Below are 22,511 nucleotides of genomic sequence, written 5' to 3'. Positions count from 1 at the left end.
CCCGGATACTGCCGCCCATGGACGAGGTCAATGTGGTGGTCGCCCACTCCGAGCGCGCGACCCTGCGCGTCGGCGACGTGTTCTTGAAGGTGGACGCCGATCAGGCGCGTATCGACGTCGAGGTCGAGGCGATGGCCCTGGCGCCGGTCCCGACCCCGGAGATCCTGTGGCGCGAGCCGCCCGTGCTCGCGCTCGCCGCGGTCCGGGGCACGGCGCTCGGCCGCCTCGGTGAGCCGTCGCCCGCGTCCCCGGCGGCGTGGGCCGCGGCGGGCGCCGCCGTCCGGCGGCTGCACGACGCGCCGTTGCCGCCCTGGCCCGGCCGGCGCCGCCGCGACCCCGGCGAGTTGGCGGGGGAACTCGACGGCGAGTGCGAGGCGCTGGTGACCAGCGGCGTCCTGCCCGCCGCCCTGGTCACCCGCAACCGCCGGGTCGCCGAGGCCGCGCTCCGGGCGTGGACCCCGGTGTTCGCGCACGGCGACCTCCAGATCGATCACGTCTTCGTCGACGGCGCCGAGGTCACCGGCATCATCGACTGGTCGGAGGCGGGCCGGGGCGATGCCCTCTTCGACCTCGCCACCTTGACCCTCGGCCACGAGGAGCGCCTCGGCGACCTCCTCACCGGCTACGGCGCCGACGTCGACCTCGACGCCCTGCGCGCCTGGTGGTCCCTGCGCGCCCTCCTGGGCGTCCGCTGGCTGACCGAACACGGCTTCGACCCGTTCGCCCCGGGCTGCGAGGTCGACGTCCTGAAATCCCGCATGTAGCCCCGTACGCAGACCCGTACGCAGACCCCCGAGCCCCGAGCCCCGAGCCCCGAGCCCCGGGCCGCGCCACAGCGCGGCGCGGTCAACCGACCGGGGCCGTACCCCGGAAGGCTATTCGGCGGCGGGACGCAGGGCGTGGACCAGGGGGCGGAGTCTGGTGGCGCGGAGGCGGTCGACGGCGGGGGCGGCGCGGGGAGCCAGGAGGGAGACGGGCCAGGCGACGAGGGCGCCGACGAGGAGGCCGACGACGACGTCGTGCGGGTAGTGGACGCCGATCCAGACGCGGGAGGCGGCCATGAGGAGGGCGAGGGGGACGGCGAGGCGCAGTCCCAGGCGCCGGTCGGCGAAGAGCAGGCCGACGGCGGCGGCCGCGGCGATGGCGGAGTGGTTGCTGGGGAAGGACCAGTCGCCGAGCGCCGGACACGTCTCGACCGTGACGGTGTGCATCGTCTGACAGGGCCGCTGCTCGTCGAAGACCGCCTTGACCCCGTCGTTGACGAGGAAGGCGACCACGACGGTGAACGGCACGGCCAGCGCCGCCGCCATCGCGGCGGACCCGGCGGGGCGGGCCCGCCACCAGACGATCAGCATCAGGACGGCGAAGAGGCCGAGCCCGTAGTCGCTGAAGAAGCGGACGGTGTCGTCCACGGGCTGCGGGGTGCGCCCCGCGAGGTCGGTGATCCAGCGGTACAGGCCCGCGTCGAATTGCGAGGTCACGGGCGCTCCGGGTCAGAGGCGGCGGGGGTCGTCACGGCGGGGGCGGACGCGGCGGGTACGGGCTCGGCGTCGGCCGCCTTCGCGCCGTCGCGGCGGCTGCGCCGTACCTCCAGGACCAGCGGCGCCAGCGAGACGACCACGATCACCGCGACGATCGGCAGCAGGTACGTGTCCACGTGCGGGATCGACGAGCCGAGCCCGTAGCCGCCGAGCACCAGGCCGACGGTCCAGACGGCGCCGCCCGCGATCTGCCAGACGGTGAAGGTGCGGACCGGCACGTTCAGCGTCCCGGCGAGCGGGTTGAGCACCGTGCGCACGATGGGGATGAAGCGGGCCAGGACGACGGCCTTGGCGTGGCCGTACCGTTCGAGGAGTTCCGCGGCTCTGGCCGCGCCCTGGTGCAGCTTGGCGTTCTTCGTGCGGTTCAGCAGCGCGGGGCCGCCGCGCCGTCCGATCACGTAACCGGTCTGCGCCCCCAGCAGCGCCCCGGCCACGGCGGCGAGCAGCACCTGCCACAGCGAGAGATGCACCACATCGGAGGCGCCGGGCACGCACAGCAGCCCGGCGGTGAAGAGCAGCGAGTCGCCGGGCAGGAAGAAGCCGATGAGCAGGCCGGTTTCGGCGAACATGATGACCGCGATGCCGATGGCCCCGAAGGACGACAGCAGGGAGGTCGCGTCCAGGACGTTCACGGCCTGATCGAGCGCGGGCAGGGGCATGACGGTGGGGCCCTCCCATAATGGGTCCTGGGGTGCCGCGCGGCACCCTCCCCGACTACAGTCGTGTAGTCGGTCTACAGAACTGTAGACGAACGAGCCGGAAGGGGCGATCCATGACGGAGGCCAACGCGTCGGCCCGGCGGCCTTCGGGTGAACTCGAGGCGAGCGTGCTGGCCGCGCTGTGGGCGGCCGACGGCCGCGCCCTGACCCCCGCCGACGTCCAGCGCGACCTGGGCACCGCCCTCGCGCGCACCACCGTCACCACGATCCTCGCGCGCCTCTACGAGAAGGGGTCCGTCAGCCGCACCCGTTCGGGGCGCGGCTACGCCTACCTGCCGGTCCAGGACTCGCCGGGCCTGGCCGCCCGCCGCATGCGCACCGAGCTGGACAAGTCCGGTGAGGACGACCGCGGTACGGTCCTGGCCCGCTTCGTCTCCCAGCTCGACCCGGACGACGAACGGCTGCTGCGCGAGCTGCTGGTCCAGGCGGAGGACGACGGGCCGTCCCCTGCCCCCGGCCCCGCCGGCCCCGCCTCGGAGGGCCGCCGCCCGTGAACCTCGCCGTCTGGGCGCCGCTGCTGCTCCCGCTGCTCGCCGTGCCCGCCGCGCGGCGGCTGGCGGACGCGCTGCCGCCGCGCGCCGCGGCCTGGCTGCTCGCCGGGTCCGCCGTCGCGCTCGCCGCGTGCAGCACCACCGCGCTGCTGCTGCTCGCCGGGGCGGGCGCCCTGCGGCTCCCGCCGGTCGCCGCCTTCGCGCACTTCGTGCTGCCGGTGGTCGGCGACCAGGTGACGGTGGCCGCCGCGTGCGTCGCCGCCGTGCTGCTGGCCGCCGTCGTCACGGCGCTGGTCCGCACCTCGCGCCGCCACCTCGTGCTCGCCGCGCGGGCCCGCAGGCGCGCCGTCGCGGCCGGTACGGCGGCCGGTGACCTCACCGTCCTCCAGGACCCCGGCCCCGACGCGTACGCGCTGCCCGGACGGCCCGGCCGGATCGTCGTCACCACCGGCATGCTGCGCGCCCTCGGTCCCGCCGAGCGCGAGGCGCTGCTCGCCCACGAGCGGGCCCACCTCGCCGGGCGCCACCACCTCTTCCTCGCCGCCTTCGCCCTCGCCTCCTCCTGCCACCCCGCCCTGCGCGGCCTGCGCGGGCCGCTGTCCTACGCCCTCGAACGCTGGGCCGACGAGTCCGCCGCCCTCGCCGTCGGCGACCGCCGCCTCGCCGCCCGCGCCATCGGGCGCGCCGCCCTCGCCTCCCGGCCCGGCGTCCGGCCGCACGCCGCGCTCCCGGCCGCCACCGGGCCCGTGCCGCGCCGCGTCGCCGCCCTCCTGGCCCACCCCCCGACCACCCCCCACCTCCGCGCCCGCGCCCCCCGCGCCATAGCCCTCGTCCTGGCCTCCTGCCTCGCCCTGTCCGCCGCCAGCGCCCTCCAGGCCGCCCACGACCTCCACGGCTCCATCGAGGTCGCCCAGGGCGAACGCTGACCCCGTCGCCCGTCGCCCGTCGCCCGTCGCCCGTCGCCCGTCGCCCGTCGCCCGTCGCCCGTCGCCCGTCGCCCGAGGCCCCCGGCCCCGGGAGGGGGCCGATGTCGCGCGGCGCCGGCGCGCGGTGACCCATGCCTTCCGCGTTCACGCGAACGGCACCCCGGCCGGTGGAGCGCGACCGGGGTGCCGTACCGGGATCGCGGGTGCTGCCGCTGTCCGGTCAGGGCGTGCCGAGGGTCAGGAGACCAGGGCCTGCCAGGTGTTCGGGCCGACGATCCCGTCGGCGGTGAGGCCGTGGGCGGACTGGAAGGAGCGGACGGCGGTGTTGGTGCCCGCGCCGAAGGCGCCGTCCACGGCCAGGGACGAACCGTGCGCGTTGAGCTGGCTCTGCGCGGCCTGGACCGCGGCGCCCGACGAGCCCTGCTGCACGGTGACGATCAGGGCCTGCCAGGTGTTGGGGCCGACGACGCCGTCGGCGGTGAGGCCGTGGGCGGACTGGAAGGAGCGGACGGCGGTGTTCGTACCCGCGCCGAAGGCACCGTCCACCGCCAAGGACGAACCGTGCGCGTTGAGCAGGTACTGGACCGTCTTGACCCGCTCGCCGCTCGCGCCCTGCTGGACGGTCGGCCAGCTCGTGGTCGGCGGCGGGTTGTAGCCGCTGCCCTTGGCGAAGTTCTGGAGGTCGGTGAGGGTGCCGTTGAAGGTGTCCTGGTCACCGGGGAAGGTGCCGGAGTCGGCGTACTGCCAGATCGTCTGGGCCGACCAGCCGGCCGGCAGCGTGCCGGGGCCGCTGCTGTAACGGGCCACCCACAGCGGGTTGGTGGCGCCGAAACCGCTGTTGTTGCCGGTGCACGACGTCCACCAGTCGGTGGTGGTGTAGATCGTCGGGTAGCGCCCGGTCCTGGTGCGCACCTCGTTGCTGAAGTCCCGGATCCAGCTCACCATCGCGCTCTGGCTCAGCCCGTAGCAGGTGGCCCCGTACGGGTTGTACTCGATGTCCAGGGCGGGCGGCAGCGTCTTCCCGTCGGCGCTCCAGCCGCCTCCGTGGCCGACGAACCAGTCGGCCTGCGCCGTACCGCTCGAATTGTTCGGCAGCGCGAAGTGGTAGGCGCCGCGGACCAGCCCGGCGTTGTAGGAGCCGCTGTACTGCTGGGAGAAGTTCGGGCTCGTGTACGTGGTGCCTTCGGTGGCCTTGACGTAGGCGAAGGCGGCGCCCTTGCTCTTGACGGACGCCCAGTCGACGTTGCCCTGGTAACCGCTGACGTCGAGACCGGCCGGGCCCGTGCCGACGGCCGCCCGCGCCGCGGCCGACAGCGTTCCCGCGCCCTGGCTCCCGAGCCCCGATCCGGCGTGGTCCTGATCCGGGTGCGTCATACGGGTCGGGGTGCCGCGGCCGTCGGCGGCGGCGGTCGACGCGGAGGCGGTGCCGGGCAGGACCAGCAGGGTCACGGCGGCGGCCAGCAGCCCGGCCGCGCAGGCCGTCTTCCGGCCCGAGCCCGTACCGCGGGTGGCTGGCCTGAACCGCGAGGGGGTGGTTGCGGACATGATGCTCCCAGGGGTGTGTGGAGGGGGACACGCTCTGACGCGCTGAGCCGGGGGGTGTAGCGGTGCGGTCGTCGGCGGTGGGAGTCGGGGTGCGGGTGCCGGGACTGTGAGCGGCCGGTGAGCCCGGTCGGGGCGGCGTCACCAGAGCACGGACAGCACATCAACTCCTCTGCGCGCAGGCTGTGTCGACGCGCGTCAACCTAAGGGACGGATTGACATGGCCGCAACACGTTCCGGCTCTCGGGGCCCGTGCGGGGGACCGCGTAGGCGCTCGGCCCGCGGGGGCCGGCGAGCGGCGCGCGCCGCGTCGGCGACCATGGATCCGTGGACGAGTTCGAGCGGGCGTATGCGGCGGCGGTGGTCTCCGGCGCGGGGGCGACGGCGGAGGAAGCCGCCGTGGACGCGGCGGCGTCGGTGCTGGCCGCCGCGGGTGAGAGGTGGGAGGGCGCGGCCGGGAAGCTGGCCGGGCGGGTGGTGCGGGAGTGCGGGGCGCGCGGGTGGGAGCTTCGGGACCTCGTACGGATGGCGGGGCGGGAACTCGACGCGCGGCACGAGCGGTTGGCGCGGGCCGCGGGGGACGGCGAGGAACCCTTCCTCGCGGAGTTCGCCCGCAGCGAGCGGCTCGACCGCTTCAGTACGGCGACGGCCCTCGTGGAACTGCTCTGCCTGTACGGGCGGCTGCCCCGCATCACCCCTCTGACGCCGGGCCCCGCGTCGGCGGCCCCGGCCACCGGCCCGCACTCCAAGATGCTCGCCCGCATCCGGGCGCTGCTGGCGAAGGCCGAGTCCACCGGCTTCCCCGAGGAGGCCGAGGCGCTGTCGGCGAAGGCCCAGCACCTGATGGCCAGGCACAGCATCGACGAGGCGCTGGTCGCGGCCACGGGAGCGCCCGGGGCGCCGGGCCGGGGCCCCGGCGCGTGCCGGATCGGGGTGGACCGCCCGTACGAGGGCGCGAAGGCCCTGCTGCTGGACGCCGTCGCGGCGGCGAACCGCTGCCAGGCGGTGTGGGCGGCCGATTTCGGCTTCTCGACGGTGGTCGGTTTCGCGACCGACCTGGAGGCCGTCGAACTCCTCTACACCTCGCTGCTCGTCCAGGCCGACCACGCCCTGCGCGGCGGCACCTCGCGCTCGCGCGACTTCCGCGAGTCCTTCCTGATCGGTTACGCGGGCCGCGTCCGCGAACGCCTGGCCGCCGCCACCCGGGAGGCCCAGGCCGAGACCGCCACCCCGCCCGCCGACCTGCTGCCCGTCCTCGCCGCCCGCGAGGTCGACGTACGCGACGCGACCCGCCGCATGTTCCCGTCCACCACCACCTCGCGGCTCAAGGGCCGCGACGCCGAGGGCTGGCGCCACGGCGAGGCGGCGGCCGACCGCGCCCGCTTCTGAACCCCGGCCCCACCGCTCGTCCGAGGAGAGCCCGCGCCCGGCCCCCACGGTCGCGTCCGCGTGGACGCCCTCTCACCGCCGGTGACCGCGTCCGCTCGCCGTCCGCTCGCTGATCGGCGGTGTTCAGCCGACGGGGCCTGTCGCCGCGCGCGGCCCCACCGCCGGTTCGAGGAGCGACAACGTCCGCCGTCGCGCGTCGAGGCCGACGCGAATGCCGACCGGCATCGGCAGATTCGGACCGGCGTGCCCGAACTCGACATTGCCCAGGACCGGGATGTCACGGTCGCCGAGGACGTCGAGGACCAGCTCGGGCAGGGTCGGGGACGCGCCGGGCTCAAGTCCGCCGATCCCGCCCGGAACGCCCACGACCATGCCGGAGATCCGGTCGAGGACGCCGGAGTGCCGCAGCACTTGCAGATAGCTCCACACGTGCGAGGCCAGGCCGCCCGTCTCCTCCCAGAACAGCACCGCGCCGTCGAACCGTTCGAGCGGCAGCGCGAACCGCGTCGCCTGCGCCAGCACGACGCGGTTGATCACCCCTCCGATCAGACGGCCTTCGGCACGGCCGGGACGCCAGCACTCCCACGACGGGCTCGCGGGCAGCGCGCCGATCGCCTCGGTACAGGTCAGCAGCCTGGAGTAGAGCTTCTCGAGTTCCGCCTGGCGCGCAGCGGGCGCGGACCGCCAGTGCCCGCCGAAGCCGGGGACGGCCATGTCGGCGTGGAACCCGACCAGGCCCGTGCGTGCGTGGAGCACCAGATGCAGCAGCGAGATGTCGCTGTAGCCGAGGATCGGCTTGGGGTCGGCCCTGATCGCCTCGACGTCGATCAGGTCGAGGTAGCCGAGCGCCGTCTGGCCGCCGTCACTCGCGACGATCGCGCGCACCTCGGGATCACGCAGAAGGCCGTTGAGCTCTGCGGCGATCTCCGCCGGTGCGGCCGCGCTCCACCAATGGCTTCGGCCCGCTTCGAGCAGCGGAGCCCGGCGCACGCGGAATCCCATCCGTTCGAGCACCGCCACCGTCCGCTCGACATGGGGCTCGTGCGCGGCGGACAGCGGACCGGACAGCGCCGCGAGGACCACGAGATCCCCGGGCCCCAGCGCGCGCGGTCGAAGCGGGTGAGGCGGTGCGGAACCGGTCATGGCGTCAGTCTCGCCGCTGCCCCTGGAGGCGGTCACGCGATTTACGCCGGTCGTCCGCCCGAGGCGGCCACTGCTCGGCGCGGTCGACACCGGGCGCCGCTCAGGACGACCGGCCGGGGCGGCGCGGGGACACCGCGTACGCCACCGCGCCGACCGCCGTCACGCCGAGACCGGCCAGCACCGAGGCCGGGGGGAGGCGCGCGGCCAGCACCGCGCAGCCGGTCAGGCCGACGACCGGAACGGCCGGGTGCGGCCGGTGCTCGTCCGCGCCCAGCCGCAGGGCGCTGGCGTTGGCGACGGCGTAGTAGACGAGGACGCCGAAGGACGAGAAGCCGATCGCCCCGGTCAGATCGGTGGTCGCGGTGAGCGCCACGACCAGGGCGCCGACCGCCGCCTCCGCCCTGACCGGGGTCCCGTGGCGCGGATGGACGGCGGCGAGCGCGTACGGGAAGTGCCGGTCGCGTGCCATCGCCAGGGTGGTACGGGAGACGCCGAGGATCAGCGCCAGCAGGGAGCCGAGGGCGGCCACGGCCGCGCCGACGCGGACCACCGGGGCCAGACCCGGCACCCCGGCCGTACGGACGGCGTCGGTGAGGGGCGCGGCCGAGCGGGCCAGGGCGTCGGGACCGAGAACGGTCAGCAGGGCGACGGCGACGGCCGCGTAGACCACGAGGGTCACGCCGAGCGCCAGCGGGATCGCGCGGGGGACGGTCCGCGCCGGGTCCTTCACCTCCTCGCCGAGCGTGGCGATCCTGGCGTACCCCGCGAAGGCGAAGAAGAGCAGACCGGCGGCCTGGAGCAGGCCGTGCGGGCCGGAGGCGGCACCGTCCCACGCCAGCCGTCCCGCGTCGGCCCGCGTACTGGTCAGGCACGCGGTGACCGCCGCCGCGAGGACCGCGAGGGTCACCGCCACGATCAGCCGGGTCAGCCAGGCGGCCTTCCGTACGCCCAGGCAGTTCACAGCCGTCAGGGCCACCACGGCCGCGACCGCCACCGCGCGGCGGTGCTCGGGCCACGCGTACGCCCCCACCGTCAGCGCCATCGCCGCGCACGAGGCCGTCTTGCCCGCCACGAAGCTCCACCCGGCCAGGTAGCCCCAGAGGGGGCCGAGCCGCTCCGTGCCGTACACATACGTCCCGCCGGAGCGCGGGTGGCGGGCCGCCAGACGCGCCGAGGACGTCGCGTTGCAGTACGCCACGACGGCAGCGACCGCCAGGGCCGCGAGGAGCGCGGTGCCCGCGGCGCGGGCCGCGGGAGCGAACGCCGCGAAGACCCCGGCGCCGATCATCGCCCCGAGGCCGATCACCACGGCGTCCCCCACACCGAGGCGCCGCCTCAACTCTCCCGCCGCCGCACCCGTCACGCCCGCATGCTCCCAGCCCCCGGGCGCCCCCCGCGATCCCCGCCGACCACATTTCCGCCCCCGGCCACGCCGTGTTCACCTCCGGCGGCCGCGGCGGCGGGAGCCGCGAGGACCCGCGCCGGTCAGTGGCGAGCGGCGGGCCCGGCTGCTGCAACTGGCGGGAGGTCGGGGGGCGTCCTGGGGGGAGAGGGCGGGTGGGAACACCGGGGGGGTGGCATGGGCCGACGGGTGCCGGACGGGGTGGCGGACTGGCTGCGGGCGAGGGACCCGGCGCCGGGCGGGCCGAGGACGACGGAGCCGAAACCGTGGCTGCGGGCCGACGTACCGGGAGCGTGTCCCGTACCGGACAGGGAGCGGGCCTGGACCGAGCGGTGGCTGCGGTGGTGCGCCGAGGAGTTCGGGCCCGCGACCGCGCACCGCGAGATCGCGCTGCCGGGCTTCGTCCCCGCGGACTTCAGCGGCACGCGGGAGCGGGTCGAGCCGCTGGTGCGGCGGATCGGCGCGGTGATGGGCGCGGACGTCTCCGGCGTCCGTGTGCTGCTGGTGGACTCCCCGGAGCAGGTCCCGGGCAAGAGGCACCAGGTCGCTGAATACCGCAAGGTGCTCGGCCGGGCGGTGATCGAACTGGACCGCGGTGTGGCCGCGCGGCCCGACGCGTTCGCGGGGCTCGTCGCCCACGAGCTGGCGCACGCCCGGCTGGTCGGCGAGCGGCGGGTGGCCGGGCTGGGCATCTCCCGCGCGCAGGAGGAGCGCCTCACCGACCTGGTGACCGTCCACCTCGGCATGGGCGTCCTGACGGCCAACGCCGCGGACGACTACGTGAAGGCGGCCGGGTACTCGGTGGTGCCGGTCGGCGATCTCACCGACCGGATGCTCACCGGCCGCGGGGACGAGCCCTGGTACCGGATGGGGTACCTGAGCCCGGCGGAGTACGGCTACGCCCTCGCCTGCTGGAGCACGGCGCGCGGCGAGACCGACCCGCCCTGGGCCCGGCAGCTGAGGGCGAGCGTGCGGGACGCCTTCGTACGGGGCCTGGCGTACCGGGCCGCGCGCTGAAGGCGCGTCCTGGGAGGGCACCCGCCGTGGGGGGAGGGTGCCCTCGGACGGCCCTGGGTGTAGGGACCCGGAGGGTTGTCGACGCGGGTGACGGGGGGCTGGTGGTCAATACGCCTAGACCGTCAGGGGGTCGAGGACCATGGGGCGGACCCGGCCCTCGATCATGGCGCCGAGGCCCTGGACGGCGACGGTGTCGGGGCGGGGGGCGATGTGGACGGGCATGCCGGTGGCCTGGCCGAGCATGAGGTCGAGGCCGGGCATGAGGGCGCTGCCGCCCGCCAGCATGATGCCCCGGTCGGCGAGGTCGGCGACCAGGTCGGGCGGGCAGGCGCGCAGCACGGTGGTGATGGCGTCGAGCACGGAGGTGAGCGGGGTGCGCATCGCGTGGCGCACGCCCTCGGTCTCGACGAGGACGGAGCGGGCGAGGCCGCTGACGACGTCGCGGCCGTGGACCTCGGTGGTGACCGTCCCGCCGGTGCCGGGGGAGCCGAGCATCTGGTGCAGCGGCCGTACCGACTGGCTGGGCAGCATCAACTCGTGGTGGTTGCGCAGGTGCTGCACGACCGCGCGGTCGATGGCGTCACCGCCGACCGGCACCGTCTCCGCGGCCACGATGGACCCCAGCGACAGCACGGCGACCTGCGTCGTACCGGCGCCGCACACCACGATCATCGTGGCCTCGGGGTGCTCGACGGGCAGCCCGCAGCCGACCGCCGCGGCGATCAGCGTGTCCACCAGCTCGACCTTGCGCGCGCCGAGCCCGTACAGCGTCTCGATGGCCGCGCGCCGCGCGATCGGCTCGCTGCCGTGCGGCATGCACACCGCGGCGCGCAGCACCGGCATGCGCCGCCACCGCTTGCCGAGCTTGTCGCCGAGCACGTGCTTGAGCATGCGCCGCGCCATCTCGATGTCGACGACCGCGCCGCCCGCGACCGGCCTGGCCACCCGGATGTGCCCGGGGGTGCGCCCGGCCATCTGCTCGGCGCGCTCGCCGACCGCGATCAGCGCGCCGGTGCGTACGTCGACCGCGGCCACGCTCGGCTCGTCGGCGACGACGCCGACGTTGCGGACGTAGACGCGGGTACGGGCGGCGCCGATGTCGACGGCGACCGTGCAGCGGCGGAGCTGTTCCAGTGTGGGGCTCGTGTACGTCACAGCCGGCCCCCGGCGCCCGGGGCGGAGGTGCCGTGCCGCCCGCCGTGCGAGCCGCCGTGCGACCCGTGACCGTGCCCGGCCGGTTCGTACGTGGCCAGCGCCCAGATGATGAAGACGTCGATGGCGATCATGACCACGGCCCAGACCGGCTGATACGGCAGGAACATGAAGTTCGCCACCAGGTTGAGCCCGGCGATCAGGATGCCGCCCCAGCGCGCCCAGGCGGAACCGGCCAGCAGGCCGAAGCCGACGAGGACGGCGACCACGCCGAGCGCCAGGTGGATCCAGCCCCAGGACGTGACGTCGAACTTGTAGACGTAGTCCCGCGTGGAGACGTACACCGAGTTCTTCCTGATGCCGACGATCCCCTCCAGGATCGCCAGCGCGCCGCCGAACACCAGCATCATCCCGGCGAAGACGGTGCCACCTGCGGCCCACGCGGACTCGCGGGGCGTGGGCGGCGGGGGTGTGTACCCCGGCGGGGGCGGCGGGGTGGGCGTCTCCTGGCTCATACGGGCTCCCGAGAGTGCGTCAGCGTCCACGGCGGGGCCGAATCCGGCTATGACCCGCCTTAATGACAAAAGGATCTGACGCCCTGTCGGATACGGCGACCGGTGATACGCCGAACGGGGGCCGGGCCGCGCCGAGCGGGTGACGCCGTACGGCCGACCGGGGCGGTGCCGCACCGCCCGTCGCGGGCCCGGCGCCCCTGACGGGGCGCACCCCGTGCGGCGGGCGCTACCCGGCGGAGCCGTCCGTGTCCTCCAGACGGAACCCCACCTTCAGCCCCACCTGGTAGTGCTCGACCTCGCCGTCCACGATGTGCCCGCGGACCTCGGTGATCTGGAACCAGTCGAGACCGCGCAGCGTTTGCGCGGCCCGCTTGACGCCGTTCCTGACGGCGGCGTCCACGCCTTCGTGCGAGGTGCCGACGATCTCGGTGACCCGATAGGTGTGCTCGGCCATGACGGACCTTTCCTTCGGAGGTCCCTCCACCGTGCCGCAGACGGGCGCGGCCCGCATCACCGCGGGACGCATCCGTCCCGTTCCGTCCCGGACGGCTCCGCCGGGGCATCCCCTTCACCCCGAATCGGGCATATTATCCTCAAGTGGACGATGTGCGGACTGTGACCCCTTGGCCCACCGCCATGATGCGCTGGGTCCCGGCCGCCATGATCGTCGGCGGACTGGTCTTCGACCTCGTCACGCCCAATCCCTACACCGGCGACACGATGCTGGCCGGAGCCTGTGTCCTGGCCGGCGCGATCCAGTCCGCCCGCATCGCGGTCCTCACCTGTCTGGCGTCGCTGGTGGGCGTCTTCGTGCTCACCGTCCACGGCGGCATCATCCGCGAGGGCGTCGGCGTGGCCGAGATCCTGAACGTGGTGCTCTCCGCCGTCATCGGCCTCGCCGTCAACCGGGCGCTGACCCGTTCGGGGCGGCGGCTCGCCACCGTGCGGGACGTCGCCGAGTCGGCCCAGCGCGCCCTGCTGCCCGACCCGCCGCCCCGGATCGGCCCGCTGGCCATAGCCGCCCGGTACGAGGCCGCCCAGAGCGGGGCGCGGATCGGCGGTGATGTCTACGCGGCCGAGCAGACCCGCTACGGCGTACGGCTGCTGATCGGGGACGTGCGCGGCAAGGGGATGGGCGCGGTCGCCAGCGTCGCGGTGCTGCTCGGCGCCTTCCGCGAGGCGGCCGACGAGGAACCCGACCTGCCGGGCCTCGCGCGGCGCCTGGACCGGGCGCTGGACCGGGACCGGGAGCGGCGCGGCGGCGGCAGCGGCGAGGAGTACCTGGAGGGCTTCACCACCGGGCTGCTGGCCGAATTCGTCCACCGCCCCGAGGACCCCGAGGAGGTGTGCGACACCCTGCGGCTGCTCAACCGCGGCCACCCGCCGCCGTACCTGCTCGACGGCGGCACCGTACGTACCCTCGAAGCCGCCGCCCCCGACGTGCCGTTCGGCATGAGCGACCTCGGCGGAGTCCGTACGGTGCCCGAAGAGCTGTCCTTCCCGCCGGGCGCCACACTGCTGCTGGTCACCGACGGCGTGACCGAGACCCGCGACCGCGAAGGCGTCTTCTACGACCCCGAGATCCGGCTCTCCGGCCTCGGCCCGGTGACCGGCCCGCAGCACGCCATCGACGTCCTGCTGCGGGACCTGGTCACCTGGACGGGCGGCGCGCCCGTCGCCGACGACCGCGCGGTGCTGGCGGTGAGCCTCAGCCAGCCGTGAGACCCCCGGACAGCTAGTGGTGGAAGGCGGTCGCCACGTTCTCCGGGCGGTTCAGCGGGTGCGGCTGGCGGCGCAGCTCCGGCAGCAGGCGGCCCAGGTCCTCCATCAGCAGGTCCGCCAGGTCCTCGGAGAAGCCGTTGCGGCAGACGATGCGCAGCACCGCGAGATCGGTGCGGTCGGCCGGATAGGTGTACGCCGGGACCAGCCAGCCGCGTTCGCGCAGCCGCCGCGACACGTCGAAGACGTCGTAGTTCTCCACCCCCGGCGCGGTGGTGAAGGCGAAGACCGGCAACTGGTCACCCGCGCTGACCAGCGTGAAGTCCTCCAGTTTCGCGATCCGCGCCGCCAGCGACATCGCCACGTCCCGGCTGGCCTGCTGCACCGCGCGGTAGCCGTCCCAGCCCAGCCGCAGGAAGGAGTAGTACTGCGCCACGACCTGCGCGCCCGGCCGCGAGAAGTTCAGCGCGAAGGTCGGCATGTCACCGCCGAGGTAGTTCACCCGGAAGACCAGCTCCTCCGGCAGTGCCTCCGTGTCCCGCCACAGGGCCCAGCCCACGCCCGGGTACACCAGGCCGTACTTGTGGCCCGAGGTGTTGATCGACGCCACCCGCGGCAGCCGGAAGTCCCACACCAGGTCCTCGTCGAGGAACGGCGCGATCATGGCGCCGGACGCGCCGTCGACATGCACCGGGATGTGCGTACCGGTCCGCTCCTCGTACGCGTCCAGCGCCGCGCAGATCTCCGCGACCGGCTCGTACGACCCGTCGAAGGTCGAGCCCAGCACGGCCACCACACCGATGGTGTTCTCGTCGCACAGGGCGAGCGCCGACTCCGCGTCCAGGTGCAGCCGGTCGCCCTCCATCGGCGCCAGCCGCGCCTCGACCTCCCAGAAGGCGCAGAACTTCTCCCAGCACACCTGCACGTTCGCGCCCATCACCAGATTGGGCCGCGCGGTCGCCGGATAGCCGGGCGTGCGCCGCATCCAGCGGCGCTTGAGGGCCATCCCCGCGAGCATGCACGCCTCGGACGAGCCGGTGGTCGAACAGCCCACCACCGAGCTGGGGTCCGGCGCGTTCCACAGGTCGGCGAGGATCGCCACGCAGCGGCGCTCCAGCTCCGCCGTACGCGGGTACTCGTCCTTGTCGATCATGTTCTTGTCGGCGCACTCCGCCATCAGCACACTGGCCTGCGGCTCCATCCACGTCGTGACGAACGTCGCCAGATTCAGCCGCGAATTGCCGTCCAGCATCAGCTCGTCGTGCACGATCTGGTACGCGGTGTGCGGCGGCATGGGTCCGTCCGCCAGCTTGTGCTTGGGCGGAGCCGTCATCCGGCCGTCGACCGGGTCCGCCTCACCGAAGAACGGGTTGACGGCGATGTTGCGGGCGGAGTCCGTGCCTTTGTGCAGTGACATGTCAGCCTTCCGTGGCGAGCCCGGCAGCGCGTGCGCGGGCGTCTTTCCCGACCCGCCCAGCCTGCACCCGCCCGCCGCCCCGCGCCCGCTCCCGCCCCGGAACTTCCCCCAGGAGACTGGGCCGCGCGTCCGGCTCAGGACTCGGTGAGCACGAGCCACTTCCTGCCGTCGATCAGCTCACGGACGGCGTCCAGGTGACCCGCGTGGCAGGCCGTCTCCACCGTGACGTGCAGGATCGCCTCGCGCAGGTCCCGAATGCCGCCGTCGGGCCCGAAGAGTTCGGTCGGCCACCAGGCCGGGGCGGCGCTCGGCGCCGTCGAGGTGATCACGGCGTCCGCGAGCGCCGTCTCCTGGCGGTAGAGGTCGAGCACGCCCTTGGCCGAAACCTCCGGGCCCACCTTCCAGGCATCGTCGGGGCCGGTCAGCGCCGCGTCGATCACGGCCTTCTCCCCGGCCACCACCCCGCGGAACCAGAAGCGCTCCACGTCCAGCGCGAGGTGCCGCACCAGCCCCGCGCAGCTCCACCCCGACGGCAGCACCGGCCGGTGCAGCGCCTCCTCGTCCAGCCCCTCCAGAATCCCCAGCACGTGACGCCGCTGGGCGTCCAGGTACGACAGCAGCATCGTGGTCTCGGGGTCCGGGGACGAGGTGTCCTGCATGGCATCCTCCTTGAGGTCGGCGACGCCCAGCATTCCACCGGGGTACGACAAGACCCCGGACCGGGCGCCGCCCCTCAGGTGCCCCGGACCTCATGCGCCCCGCGCGGCGGCTACTCGCGGGCGAGGACCACGGCGGTGCCGTACGCGCAGACCTCGGTGCCGAGGTCCGCGGCGTCGGTGACGTCGAAGCGCATCATGAGGACGGCGTTGGCGCCGCGCGCCTTGGCCTGTTCGACGAGGCGCTCCATGGCCTGGTTACGGGTCTGCACCAGTGTCTTCGTCAGGCCCTTGAGCTCGCCGCCGATCATGGACTTCAGCCCGGCGCCGATCTGACTGCCCAGGTGCCGCGAGCGGACGGTGAGGCCGAAGACCTCACCGATGACCCGCTCGACCCGGAAGCCGGGCACGTCGTTCGTCGTGACGACAATGATCTCGGCGCCCTGCTCCTGGCCGCCGCCGTACTCTTCGATTCCCATATCGGCAGCCTGCCCCGCACCTCCCCGCTCCGCACCCGCGAATACGCCGACGCGGCTATTCCAGGCGGGGGGCCTGGACCGGGGCGGGACAGATGCGCTGGCCCTCGTGGTCGAAGACGTACAGGTGGGCGAGGTCCACCAGCAGGGGCACGCGGTCACCGCGGCGGACGCGGATGTCGGGGCCGGTGCGGACCACGAGGTCGCCGGTCTGGGTCTCGGGCGCGCCCAGGGGGCGGTCCATCACCGTCACCGGAGCGCGGCCGGGCGCGTGGTTCGGCCGCGGCGGGACGCCGCCGTTGGAGCCGCCGTCCCGCGCCGGCACCGACGCCTGGATGCGCCGCGCGGCCTTCTGCGCGAGCTTGCCGAGGCTGGTGCCCGAGCCGTTCGCCGCGCGCCGGTTGCCCGAGCGGGACGGCGCCTGCGCGGGCCGCGGGGCCTCCAGCTCGGGGACGACGGCGGGCCGCGACCCGGTGTTGAGGTGCACCAGGGATTCGTGGCCCTGGTACTCCACGTGCTCGACGATCCCGCTCAGCACGACCTCGCCCGCGTGCGCCTGGCTCGGCTGCGCGATGCGGACGGCCTCCGAGCGCAGCCCGACGATGATGCGGCGCCCCTGCTGGATGCGGAGCATCTGGTGGTCGAGGCTGAGCGGTTCCGGCATGCCGAGCCGCTGGCGGCCGAAGTCGATCCACATGCCGCCGCCGAGCGGCGCCAGGACCGTCGCCTGGAGGAGATTGATCCGGGGCGTGCCGACGAAAGCAGCGACGAACACGTTCTCCGGCAGGTGATACGCCTCACGCGGCGTGCTGATCTGCTGGAGGACACCGCTGCGCATGATCGCGACGCGGTCGCCCAGCGACATGGCCTCGGCCTGGTCGTGCGTCACGTACACCGTCGTGACGCCCATGCCGTGGGTCAGCCGGGCGATCTCGGCGCGCAGGTGCGCGCGCAGCTTCGCGTCGAGGTTGGACAGCGGCTCGTCCATGAGGAAGACCGAGGGGTGCCGGGAGATCGCCCGGCCCATCGCGACCCGCTGCCGCTCGCCGCCGGAGAGCTGTCCGGGGTAGCGGTCCAGGATCTCCTCGATGCCGAGGATGCGGGCGGTCTCGTCGACCCGGGGCCCGTGCTCCTCACCGGGCATCTCGAAGCGCAGCGGGAAGCCGATGTTCTCCCGGCTGGTCATGCTGGGGTACAGCGCGAAGTTCTGGAACACCATCGCCATCCGGCGGTCGCCGGGTGCGAGGTCGTTGGAGTACTCCCCGTCGAGCAGCAGCTCGCCGGTGGTGATGTCCTCCAGACCCGCGATCATGCGCAGGACCGTGGACTTGCCGCAGCCGGACGGGCCGAGCAGCACCAGGAACTCTCCGGGTGCGATGTCGAGCGAGAACCGGTCCACAGCAGGCGACGGCTGCTTCGGGTAGTACTTGGAAACTTCGTGCAGTGCGATGGCGCGAGTCATAACGGGAGCCGCCAGGTGGTCGGACGCGGTGACGGGGCACGTGGGGGGAGAGATGCCAGACTTGCGAAACTTAGGGTGGTGCGTGGATGACGCTGCGGAGAAGGTAGTGCACCAACCGCAGGTTGCGGAACGTTTGTATCAACACTGGATTGATAGTTTTGGTCCGTGACGACCATCGCGCTCGGCCCGAGCTGGCTCGACCCGGACCATCTGATCAACACGTACGGCCTGTGGGGCGTACTGCTGATCGTGTTCGCCGAGTCCGGGCTCCTCATCGGCTTCTTCCTGCCCGGAGACTCACTGCTGTTCACGACCGGTCTGCTGGTGGCGACCGGCACGCTGCACCAGCCGCTCGCGCTGGTGGCCGCGCTGATCGCGGTGGCGGCGGTGCTCGGCGAACAGGCGGGATATCTGTTCGGCCGCAAGGTCGGACCCTCGCTGTTCCGCAGGCCCGACTCACGCTTGTTCAAGATGGAGAATATCGAGAAGGCACATGCCTTTTTCGAGCGCCATGGACCCAAGGCGATCGTGATGGCCTGCTTCGTGCCCATCGTACGAACGTTCACCCCAATCGTCGCAGGCGTCAGCCGAATGAACTACCGCACCTTTGTCACCTTCAACCTCATCGGCGCGACACTGTGGGGTGCGGGTGTCACCGTACTCGGATACTGGCTCGGCCAGATCGAATTCGTGCACAAGAACATCGAAGCGATGCTCGTCCTGGTCGTGCTGCTCTCGGTGGTGCCGATCGGCATCGAATACCTGCGGTCGCGCGGCAAGGCGAAAAAGGAGGCCGTGATTCCGGGGGCGGGCGCCGGTGCGGGCCCGGCGGCGGGTGGCCCCGAGCCGGTTCCCGCCGCGCCGCGCACCCCCGGCCGGCACCGCGCGCAAAAGCGCTGACCTGCGGGAACCGACGCCGTAACGGGGGAACGGGGGCGTCGGCGGGATTCCCGTGATTCACAGGATTCACAGAAACGCGGATTGCGGAAAGGAGAGCACGACCGGTGTCCGACGACGGAAAACCTGAGTCGGACGAGGTCCGCTCCGAATTCACACCCCCCACAGGCACCACATTCCCCCCGGTCGTCACGGGCAGCGCATTCGCCCCGCCCGGCGGAACGGCGGGAACAGCGGGAACAGCGGGAACGCCCGGAGCAACAGGAGCACCGGGAACAGCCGGAGCTTCCGGAACAACGGGTACGACGGGCCCGACAAGCCTCACCAGCACCACCGGGAGCATTCCGATGGTCGTCCTGCCGCCCACCGACGCGCGGTGGCAGGACCGGATGCGGGCCATGGTCCGCATCCCCGTCACCGAGCGCCCCGCACCCGAGACCCCCGCGGACCGCCAGGAAACCGCGCACCTGGTCCCCGTACCGCGCGTCCTCGACCTGACCCTGCGCATCGGCGAACTGCTGCTCGCGGGCGGCGAGGGCGCCGAGGACGTCGAGGCGGCGATGCTCGGCGTCAGCTACGCGTACGGACTGGCCCGCGTCGAGCCGAACGTCACCTTCACGCTGCTGGGCATCTCCTTCCAGCCCTCGCTCACCGACCCGCCGCTGACCATGAGCCGCACGGTGCGCCGCCGCGGCACCGACTACACCCGGCTCGCCGCGGTCTTCCAGCTCGTCGAGGAGATCACCGCGCACGAGGCGACGCTGGAGGACGCGTACCGCCGGCTCGCCGAGATCCGCCGCAACCGGCACCCGTACAGCTCCTGGGCGCTCACCGGCGCCGCCGGGCTGCTCGCGGGCGCGGCCAGCGTCCTGGTCGGCGGCGGCCCGGTCATCTTCGCCGCCGCCGCGCTGGCCGCGATGCTCGGCGACCGGCTCGCGTGGCTGCTCGCCGGGCGCGGGCTGCCGGAGTTCTACCAGTTCGCGGCGGCGGCGATGCCCGCCGCCGCGATGGGCGTCCTCATCGACCGGTACGCGCACTGGATCCCCGGCGCCAACGGCGTCCAGGCGTCGGCGGTGATCACCGGCGGGCTCTTCGCGCTGCTGCCGGGCCGCGCGCTGGTCGCCGCCGTCCAGGACGGCCTCACCGGCTTCTACATCACCGCCTCCGCCCGGCTGCTGGAGGTGATGTACCTCGTCGTCGGCATCGTCATCGGCGTCACCGTCATCCTCTACGCGGGCTTCACCACCCTCGGCGCCGACCTCAACCCCGACCAGGCGCTGCGCGCGTACGACCACCCGTGGGTGCAGCTGCTGGCCGCGATGGTGCTGACCCTCGCCTTCGCGGTGCTGCTCCAGTGCGAGCGCGGCGTCCTGCCGCTGGTCACCCTCAACGGCGGCATCGCCTGGACGGTCTACGGCGTCCTGCACCAGCAGGCGGGCGGCAACCAGGTCGCGGCCACCGCCGCCGCGGCCGGACTCGTCGGCCTCTTCGGCCAGTTGATGGCCCGCTACCGGTACGTGTCCGTGCTGCCGTACGTCACCGCCGCCATCGGCCCGCTGCTGCCCGGATCCGCCACGTACTTCGGGCTGCTCGCCCTCACCAACAACCACTCCGACCAGGCGTTCACCCTGCTCACCCGGGCCGCCGCCCTCGCCCTGGCCATCGCCATCGGCGTCAACCTCGGCGGCGAGCTGGCCCGCCTGGTCCTCAAGCCGCCGGGCCCCGCCGCCCCGCGCGGCGCGGCCAAACGCACCCGCGGCTTCTGACCCCGCTCGGGCACGGAAACGCCGGGCGGCCGACACGTCGCTGATGACGTGTCGGCCGCCCGGCGTTCAGGTGCGGCGGGGCTTCAGTGGCCCGGGCCCTGCTCCTTCAGACGGCGGAAGGACTCCTCGATCTCCGTCTCGGCCTCGGTGCGGCCGACCCAGTTGGCGCCCTCGACGGACTTGCCGGGCTCGAGGTCCTTGTAGACCTCGAAGAAGTGCTGGATCTCCAGCCGGTCGAACTCGCTGACGTGGTGAATGTCACGCAGGTGCTCCACGCGCGGGTCCGACGCGGGCACGCACAGCACCTTGTCGTCGCCGCCGGCCTCGTCCGTCATGCGGAACATGCCGATCGCCCGGCACGTGATGAGGCAGCCGGGGAAGGTCGGCTCGTCCAGGATGACCAGCGCGTCCAGCGGGTCGCCGTCCTGGCCGAGGGTGTTCTCGATGAAGCCGTAGTCGGCCGGGTAACTGGTCGAGGTGAAGAGCCTGCGGTCCAGGCGGATACGACCGGTCTCGTGGTCCACCTCGTACTTGTTCCGCGAACCCTTCGGGATCTCGATCGTGACGTCGAACTCCAAGGCCCTACTCCTCCATGATCAGCGCATACTGCGGGTGATTAAGTGTCTCCCACGCATGTGGGTGGTCGCGAAAGGGGCTGGTCGGGGGTGCCGCACGGCAAGACGTGGCAGGTCGTGGCGGGGTCGGCCGCGATAGGTCTGGCGGTGGCGGCCGGGGCGGTGGCCGCGGCAGGCCCGTGGGACGCAGGCCAGCGTACGGCCGAGCGCGAGCACGCGGCCGACCGGGACCACGTCGTGGCCTCGGGACCGCGCACCGCCGTGCCCACGCCCCGGATCACCCCGCCCGCGCCCTCCGCCGCCCCCGTACTGGCCCCGGTGCCCGCCGCCGCGCCCGGTACGGGCAAGGGCTCGTCCGCCGGTACGCCGCCGGACCCGGCCGCCCTCAAGGCCCTCCTCGACCCGCTGATGAACGCCGACGGGCTCGGCACCGTACGCACCGGGACCGTCATCGACGTGGCCACCGGGACCGTCGTGTACGACCACCGGGCCGGTACGCCGTCCACCCCCGCCTCCACCACCAAGCTCGCCACCGCGACGGCCGCGCTCGGCACGCTCGGGCCCGGCCGCCGCCTCACCACGACCGTGGTGGTCACCGCGGTCGGCCGGGTCGTCCTGGTCGGCGGCGGCGACCCGACCCTCGAACTCGGCGGGCTCGCCGACGACACCGCCGCCGCGCTCAAGGCGCGCGGCACCACGTCCGTACGGCTCGGCTACGACACGTCCCTGTTCAGCGGCACCGCGCTCCACCCCATCGGGCCCAACGAGAACCTCGCGCCGGTCACCGCGCTCATGGTCCGCGAGGGGCGGCTCGACCACAGTTCGAGCGGGCCCGCACAACGCGCCGACGATCCGGCCGAGTCGGCCGCCGACGCCTTCGCGGACCTGCTGCGGGACCGGGGGATCAGGGTCAAGGGCGAGGCGGCGCCCGCCAGCGGGCACGGGGGTACGCGGCTGGCGGCCCATCAGTCCGCGCCGCTGTCGGAGCTGGTGGAGCGGATGCTGACCGACAGCGACAACGACGTGGCCGAGGCGCTGGCCCGGCATGTGGCCCGCGCGCTCGGGCGGCCCGCCAGTTTCGCCGGGGCGGCGAGCGCCATTCCCGACGCCCTGCGGCGGCTCGGGGTGCCGCTCGCCGGCGCCGCCTTCCACGACGGGAGCGGGCTCGACGGGGACGACGCGCTGTCGGCCACCACGCTGGCCCGGATTCTCGCGCTCGCGGCGAGTCCCGCGCATCCCGAGATGCGGTCGGTCCTGACCGGGCTGCCGGTCGCCGGTTTCACCGGCACGCTCGCCGACCGCTTCCGGGGCGGCGGGGGCGCCGGGGTGGTCCACGCCAAGACCGGGACGCTCACCGGGACCAACACGATCGCCGGCACCGCCGTGTCCCCCGCGGGGCGCCTCCTCGCCTTCGCGTTCCTCACCCACGGCACGGATTCGCCTGGCGGCGCGCAGAAAGCCCTCGACCACCTGGCCGCCGCCCTCACCACCCACCCCTAGCCCGCGTCCCCGATGTCCTCAATCGCCGGACGGGCTCGAAGAAACGGGCGCGGGCCACGGGCCGGTGTCCTCAATCGCCGGACGGGCTCGAAGAAGCGGGGTTGGGGCACGGGCCGGTGTCCTCAATCGCCGGACGGGCTGAACCGTTGCTTCTGGCGCGCCCGCCAGGCCCTGGCTTCGTCCGCGAACGCCGGTCGGGCTGAAAC

General features: G+C 73.8%; 22 protein-coding genes. 9 read left to right on the top strand and 13 right to left on the bottom strand.

Features of this window, described 5'->3' with window-relative positions:
- Positions 1 to 17: 17 nt before the first annotated feature.
- Positions 18 to 764, top strand: a complete 747-nt coding sequence (locus ACIO6U_RS08395; RefSeq protein ID WP_401716644.1) for a phosphotransferase family protein — start codon at positions 18 to 20, stop codon at positions 762 to 764.
- A gap of 111 nt (positions 765 to 875) precedes the next feature.
- Here the strand turns inward: ACIO6U_RS08395 and ACIO6U_RS08390 are convergent, their stop codons facing one another.
- Both ACIO6U_RS08390 and ACIO6U_RS08385 read right to left on the bottom strand, forming a co-directional pair.
- Positions 876 to 1,481: a phosphatase PAP2 family protein gene (locus ACIO6U_RS08390; protein WP_401716641.1), complete on the bottom strand. Its 606-nt coding sequence runs from the start codon at positions 1,479 to 1,481 to the stop codon at positions 876 to 878.
- A complete protein-coding gene (locus tag ACIO6U_RS08385) occupies positions 1,478 to 2,200 on the bottom strand; it encodes a DedA family protein (RefSeq protein ID WP_355336401.1) in 723 nt (240 codons plus the stop codon). Before ACIO6U_RS08385 ends, ACIO6U_RS08390 begins: the two co-directional genes overlap by 4 nt.
- 113 nt (positions 2,201 to 2,313) lie before the next feature.
- On the opposite strand from ACIO6U_RS08385, the gene ACIO6U_RS08380 reads away from it, so the two are divergent.
- The gene (locus tag ACIO6U_RS08380) at positions 2,314 to 2,754 is read left to right on the top strand and encodes a BlaI/MecI/CopY family transcriptional regulator (RefSeq protein ID WP_401716638.1); all 441 of its coding nucleotides are present in this window, start codon (positions 2,314 to 2,316) and stop codon (positions 2,752 to 2,754) included.
- The gene (locus ACIO6U_RS08375; protein WP_355336403.1) at positions 2,751 to 3,677 is read left to right on the top strand and encodes a M56 family metallopeptidase; all 927 of its coding nucleotides are present in this window, start codon (positions 2,751 to 2,753) and stop codon (positions 3,675 to 3,677) included. Before ACIO6U_RS08380 ends, ACIO6U_RS08375 begins: the two co-directional genes overlap by 4 nt.
- A 237-nt stretch (positions 3,678 to 3,914) precedes the next feature.
- Here ACIO6U_RS08375 and ACIO6U_RS08370 read toward each other — a convergent pair whose 3' ends face one another.
- Positions 3,915 to 5,222 (bottom strand): GH25 family lysozyme, encoded by a 1,308-nt coding sequence (locus ACIO6U_RS08370; RefSeq protein ID WP_401716635.1) that lies wholly within the window; start codon positions 5,220 to 5,222, stop codon positions 3,915 to 3,917.
- Positions 5,223 to 5,546: 324 nt separating this feature from the next.
- On the opposite strand from ACIO6U_RS08370, the gene ACIO6U_RS08365 reads away from it, so the two are divergent.
- Entirely contained in the window at positions 5,547 to 6,608 is a 1,062-nt protein-coding gene (locus tag ACIO6U_RS08365; RefSeq protein WP_401716632.1) for a DUF2786 domain-containing protein, read from the top strand.
- A gap of 123 nt (positions 6,609 to 6,731) precedes the next feature.
- On the opposite strand, the gene ACIO6U_RS08360 is transcribed toward ACIO6U_RS08365, so the two are convergent.
- Together ACIO6U_RS08360 and ACIO6U_RS08355 are read right to left on the bottom strand one after the other, a co-directional pair.
- Entirely contained in the window at positions 6,732 to 7,751 is a 1,020-nt protein-coding gene (locus ACIO6U_RS08360) for an LD-carboxypeptidase (protein ID WP_401716630.1), read from the bottom strand.
- 100 nt (positions 7,752 to 7,851) lie between these two features.
- A complete protein-coding gene (locus ACIO6U_RS08355; protein WP_401716627.1) occupies positions 7,852 to 9,114 on the bottom strand; it encodes an APC family permease in 1,263 nt (420 codons plus the stop codon).
- A 216-nt stretch (positions 9,115 to 9,330) separates the two neighbouring features.
- Here ACIO6U_RS08355 and ACIO6U_RS08350 point away from each other — a divergent pair, with 216 nt between their 5' ends.
- Positions 9,331 to 10,170: a hypothetical protein gene (locus ACIO6U_RS08350; protein ID WP_401716624.1), complete on the top strand. Its 840-nt coding sequence runs from the start codon at positions 9,331 to 9,333 to the stop codon at positions 10,168 to 10,170.
- Positions 10,171 to 10,284: 114 nt separating this feature from the next.
- On the opposite strand, the gene ACIO6U_RS08345 is transcribed toward ACIO6U_RS08350, so the two are convergent.
- From ACIO6U_RS08345 to ACIO6U_RS08335, 3 genes are all read right to left on the bottom strand, one after another.
- Positions 10,285 to 11,325 carry a rod shape-determining protein gene (locus ACIO6U_RS08345; RefSeq protein WP_355336408.1) on the bottom strand — a complete coding sequence of 347 codons (1,041 nt, stop codon included), beginning with the start codon at positions 11,323 to 11,325 and terminating at the stop codon, positions 10,285 to 10,287.
- The gene (locus ACIO6U_RS08340; protein WP_355336409.1) at positions 11,322 to 11,837 is read right to left on the bottom strand and encodes a hypothetical protein; all 516 of its coding nucleotides are present in this window, start codon (positions 11,835 to 11,837) and stop codon (positions 11,322 to 11,324) included. Before ACIO6U_RS08340 ends, ACIO6U_RS08345 begins: the two co-directional genes overlap by 4 nt.
- Before the next feature lie 226 nt (positions 11,838 to 12,063).
- The gene (locus tag ACIO6U_RS08335; RefSeq protein ID WP_355336410.1) at positions 12,064 to 12,291 is read right to left on the bottom strand and encodes a dodecin; all 228 of its coding nucleotides are present in this window, start codon (positions 12,289 to 12,291) and stop codon (positions 12,064 to 12,066) included.
- A gap of 161 nt (positions 12,292 to 12,452) precedes the next feature.
- Between ACIO6U_RS08335 and ACIO6U_RS08330 the strand changes: the two genes are divergently transcribed.
- Complete coding sequence (locus ACIO6U_RS08330; RefSeq protein WP_401716620.1) at positions 12,453 to 13,559, top strand: PP2C family protein-serine/threonine phosphatase; 1,107 nt, start codon at positions 12,453 to 12,455, stop codon at positions 13,557 to 13,559.
- Between the two features lie 13 nt (positions 13,560 to 13,572).
- Here ACIO6U_RS08330 and ACIO6U_RS08325 read toward each other — a convergent pair whose 3' ends face one another.
- The 4 genes from ACIO6U_RS08325 to ACIO6U_RS08310 form a co-directional block, all read right to left on the bottom strand.
- Entirely contained in the window at positions 13,573 to 14,973 is a 1,401-nt protein-coding gene (locus tag ACIO6U_RS08325; RefSeq protein WP_355336412.1) for a glutamate decarboxylase, read from the bottom strand.
- Positions 14,974 to 15,107: 134 nt separating this feature from the next.
- The gene (locus ACIO6U_RS08320) at positions 15,108 to 15,632 is read right to left on the bottom strand and encodes a DUF664 domain-containing protein (RefSeq protein WP_391043018.1); all 525 of its coding nucleotides are present in this window, start codon (positions 15,630 to 15,632) and stop codon (positions 15,108 to 15,110) included.
- A 110-nt stretch (positions 15,633 to 15,742) separates the two neighbouring features.
- A complete protein-coding gene (locus ACIO6U_RS08315) occupies positions 15,743 to 16,108 on the bottom strand; it encodes a YbjQ family protein (protein ID WP_355336414.1) in 366 nt (121 codons plus the stop codon).
- A 55-nt stretch (positions 16,109 to 16,163) separates the two neighbouring features.
- Positions 16,164 to 17,567, bottom strand: coding sequence for an ABC transporter ATP-binding protein (locus tag ACIO6U_RS08310; protein ID WP_401716616.1), 1,404 nt, complete (start codon positions 17,565 to 17,567; stop codon positions 16,164 to 16,166).
- Positions 17,568 to 17,732: 165 nt separating this feature from the next.
- Between ACIO6U_RS08310 and ACIO6U_RS08305 the strand changes: the two genes are divergently transcribed.
- Positions 17,733 to 18,467 carry a VTT domain-containing protein gene (locus ACIO6U_RS08305; RefSeq protein ID WP_355336416.1) on the top strand — a complete coding sequence of 245 codons (735 nt, stop codon included), beginning with the start codon at positions 17,733 to 17,735 and terminating at the stop codon, positions 18,465 to 18,467.
- A 344-nt stretch (positions 18,468 to 18,811) separates the two neighbouring features.
- Complete coding sequence (locus ACIO6U_RS08300; protein WP_391043026.1) at positions 18,812 to 20,230, top strand: threonine/serine exporter family protein; 1,419 nt, start codon at positions 18,812 to 18,814, stop codon at positions 20,228 to 20,230.
- Between the two features lie 83 nt (positions 20,231 to 20,313).
- Here ACIO6U_RS08300 and ACIO6U_RS08295 read toward each other — a convergent pair whose 3' ends face one another.
- A complete protein-coding gene (locus ACIO6U_RS08295; RefSeq protein WP_188283474.1) occupies positions 20,314 to 20,808 on the bottom strand; it encodes an inorganic diphosphatase in 495 nt (164 codons plus the stop codon).
- An 87-nt stretch (positions 20,809 to 20,895) separates the two neighbouring features.
- Here ACIO6U_RS08295 and dacB point away from each other — a divergent pair, with 87 nt between their 5' ends.
- On the top strand, positions 20,896 to 22,305 hold the full coding sequence (gene dacB, locus ACIO6U_RS08290; protein WP_401716612.1) for a D-alanyl-D-alanine carboxypeptidase/D-alanyl-D-alanine-endopeptidase: 1,410 nt from the start codon (positions 20,896 to 20,898) through the stop codon (positions 22,303 to 22,305).
- The last annotated feature ends 206 nt before the right edge of the window (positions 22,306 to 22,511 follow it).

The organism is Streptomyces sp. NPDC087422, from assembly GCF_044744145.1.
Lineage (GTDB): Bacteria > Actinomycetota > Actinomycetes > Streptomycetales > Streptomycetaceae > Actinacidiphila.
Note: the sequence above shows the minus strand (reverse complement) of the source record. Positions and strands in the feature narration are given on the sequence as shown.

Excerpts from the sequence above, each read along its gene's own strand:
- ACIO6U_RS08350 (WP_401716624.1), top strand. The coding sequence starts at position 9,331 with ATGGGCCGACGGGTGCCGGACGGGGTGGCGGACTGGCTGCGGGCGAGG.
- ACIO6U_RS08385 (WP_355336401.1), bottom strand. The coding sequence starts at position 2,200 with ATGCCCCTGCCCGCGCTCGATCAGGCCGTGAACGTCCTGGACGCGACC.
- ACIO6U_RS08360 (WP_401716630.1), bottom strand. The coding sequence starts at position 7,751 with ATGACCGGTTCCGCACCGCCTCACCCGCTTCGACCGCGCGCGCTGGGG.
- ACIO6U_RS08300 (WP_391043026.1), top strand. The coding sequence starts at position 18,812 with ATGGTCGTCCTGCCGCCCACCGACGCGCGGTGGCAGGACCGGATGCGG.
- ACIO6U_RS08320 (WP_391043018.1), bottom strand. The coding sequence starts at position 15,632 with ATGCAGGACACCTCGTCCCCGGACCCCGAGACCACGATGCTGCTGTCG.
- ACIO6U_RS08315 (WP_355336414.1), bottom strand. The coding sequence starts at position 16,108 with ATGGGAATCGAAGAGTACGGCGGCGGCCAGGAGCAGGGCGCCGAGATC.
- ACIO6U_RS08325 (WP_355336412.1), bottom strand. The coding sequence starts at position 14,973 with ATGTCACTGCACAAAGGCACGGACTCCGCCCGCAACATCGCCGTCAAC.
- ACIO6U_RS08335 (WP_355336410.1), bottom strand. The coding sequence starts at position 12,291 with ATGGCCGAGCACACCTATCGGGTCACCGAGATCGTCGGCACCTCGCAC.
- ACIO6U_RS08395 (WP_401716644.1), top strand. The coding sequence starts at position 18 with ATGGACGAGGTCAATGTGGTGGTCGCCCACTCCGAGCGCGCGACCCTG.
- ACIO6U_RS08380 (WP_401716638.1), top strand. The coding sequence starts at position 2,314 with ATGACGGAGGCCAACGCGTCGGCCCGGCGGCCTTCGGGTGAACTCGAG.
- ACIO6U_RS08340 (WP_355336409.1), bottom strand. The coding sequence starts at position 11,837 with ATGAGCCAGGAGACGCCCACCCCGCCGCCCCCGCCGGGGTACACACCC.
- ACIO6U_RS08370 (WP_401716635.1), bottom strand. The coding sequence starts at position 5,222 with ATGTCCGCAACCACCCCCTCGCGGTTCAGGCCAGCCACCCGCGGTACG.
- ACIO6U_RS08310 (WP_401716616.1), bottom strand. The coding sequence starts at position 17,567 with ATGACTCGCGCCATCGCACTGCACGAAGTTTCCAAGTACTACCCGAAG.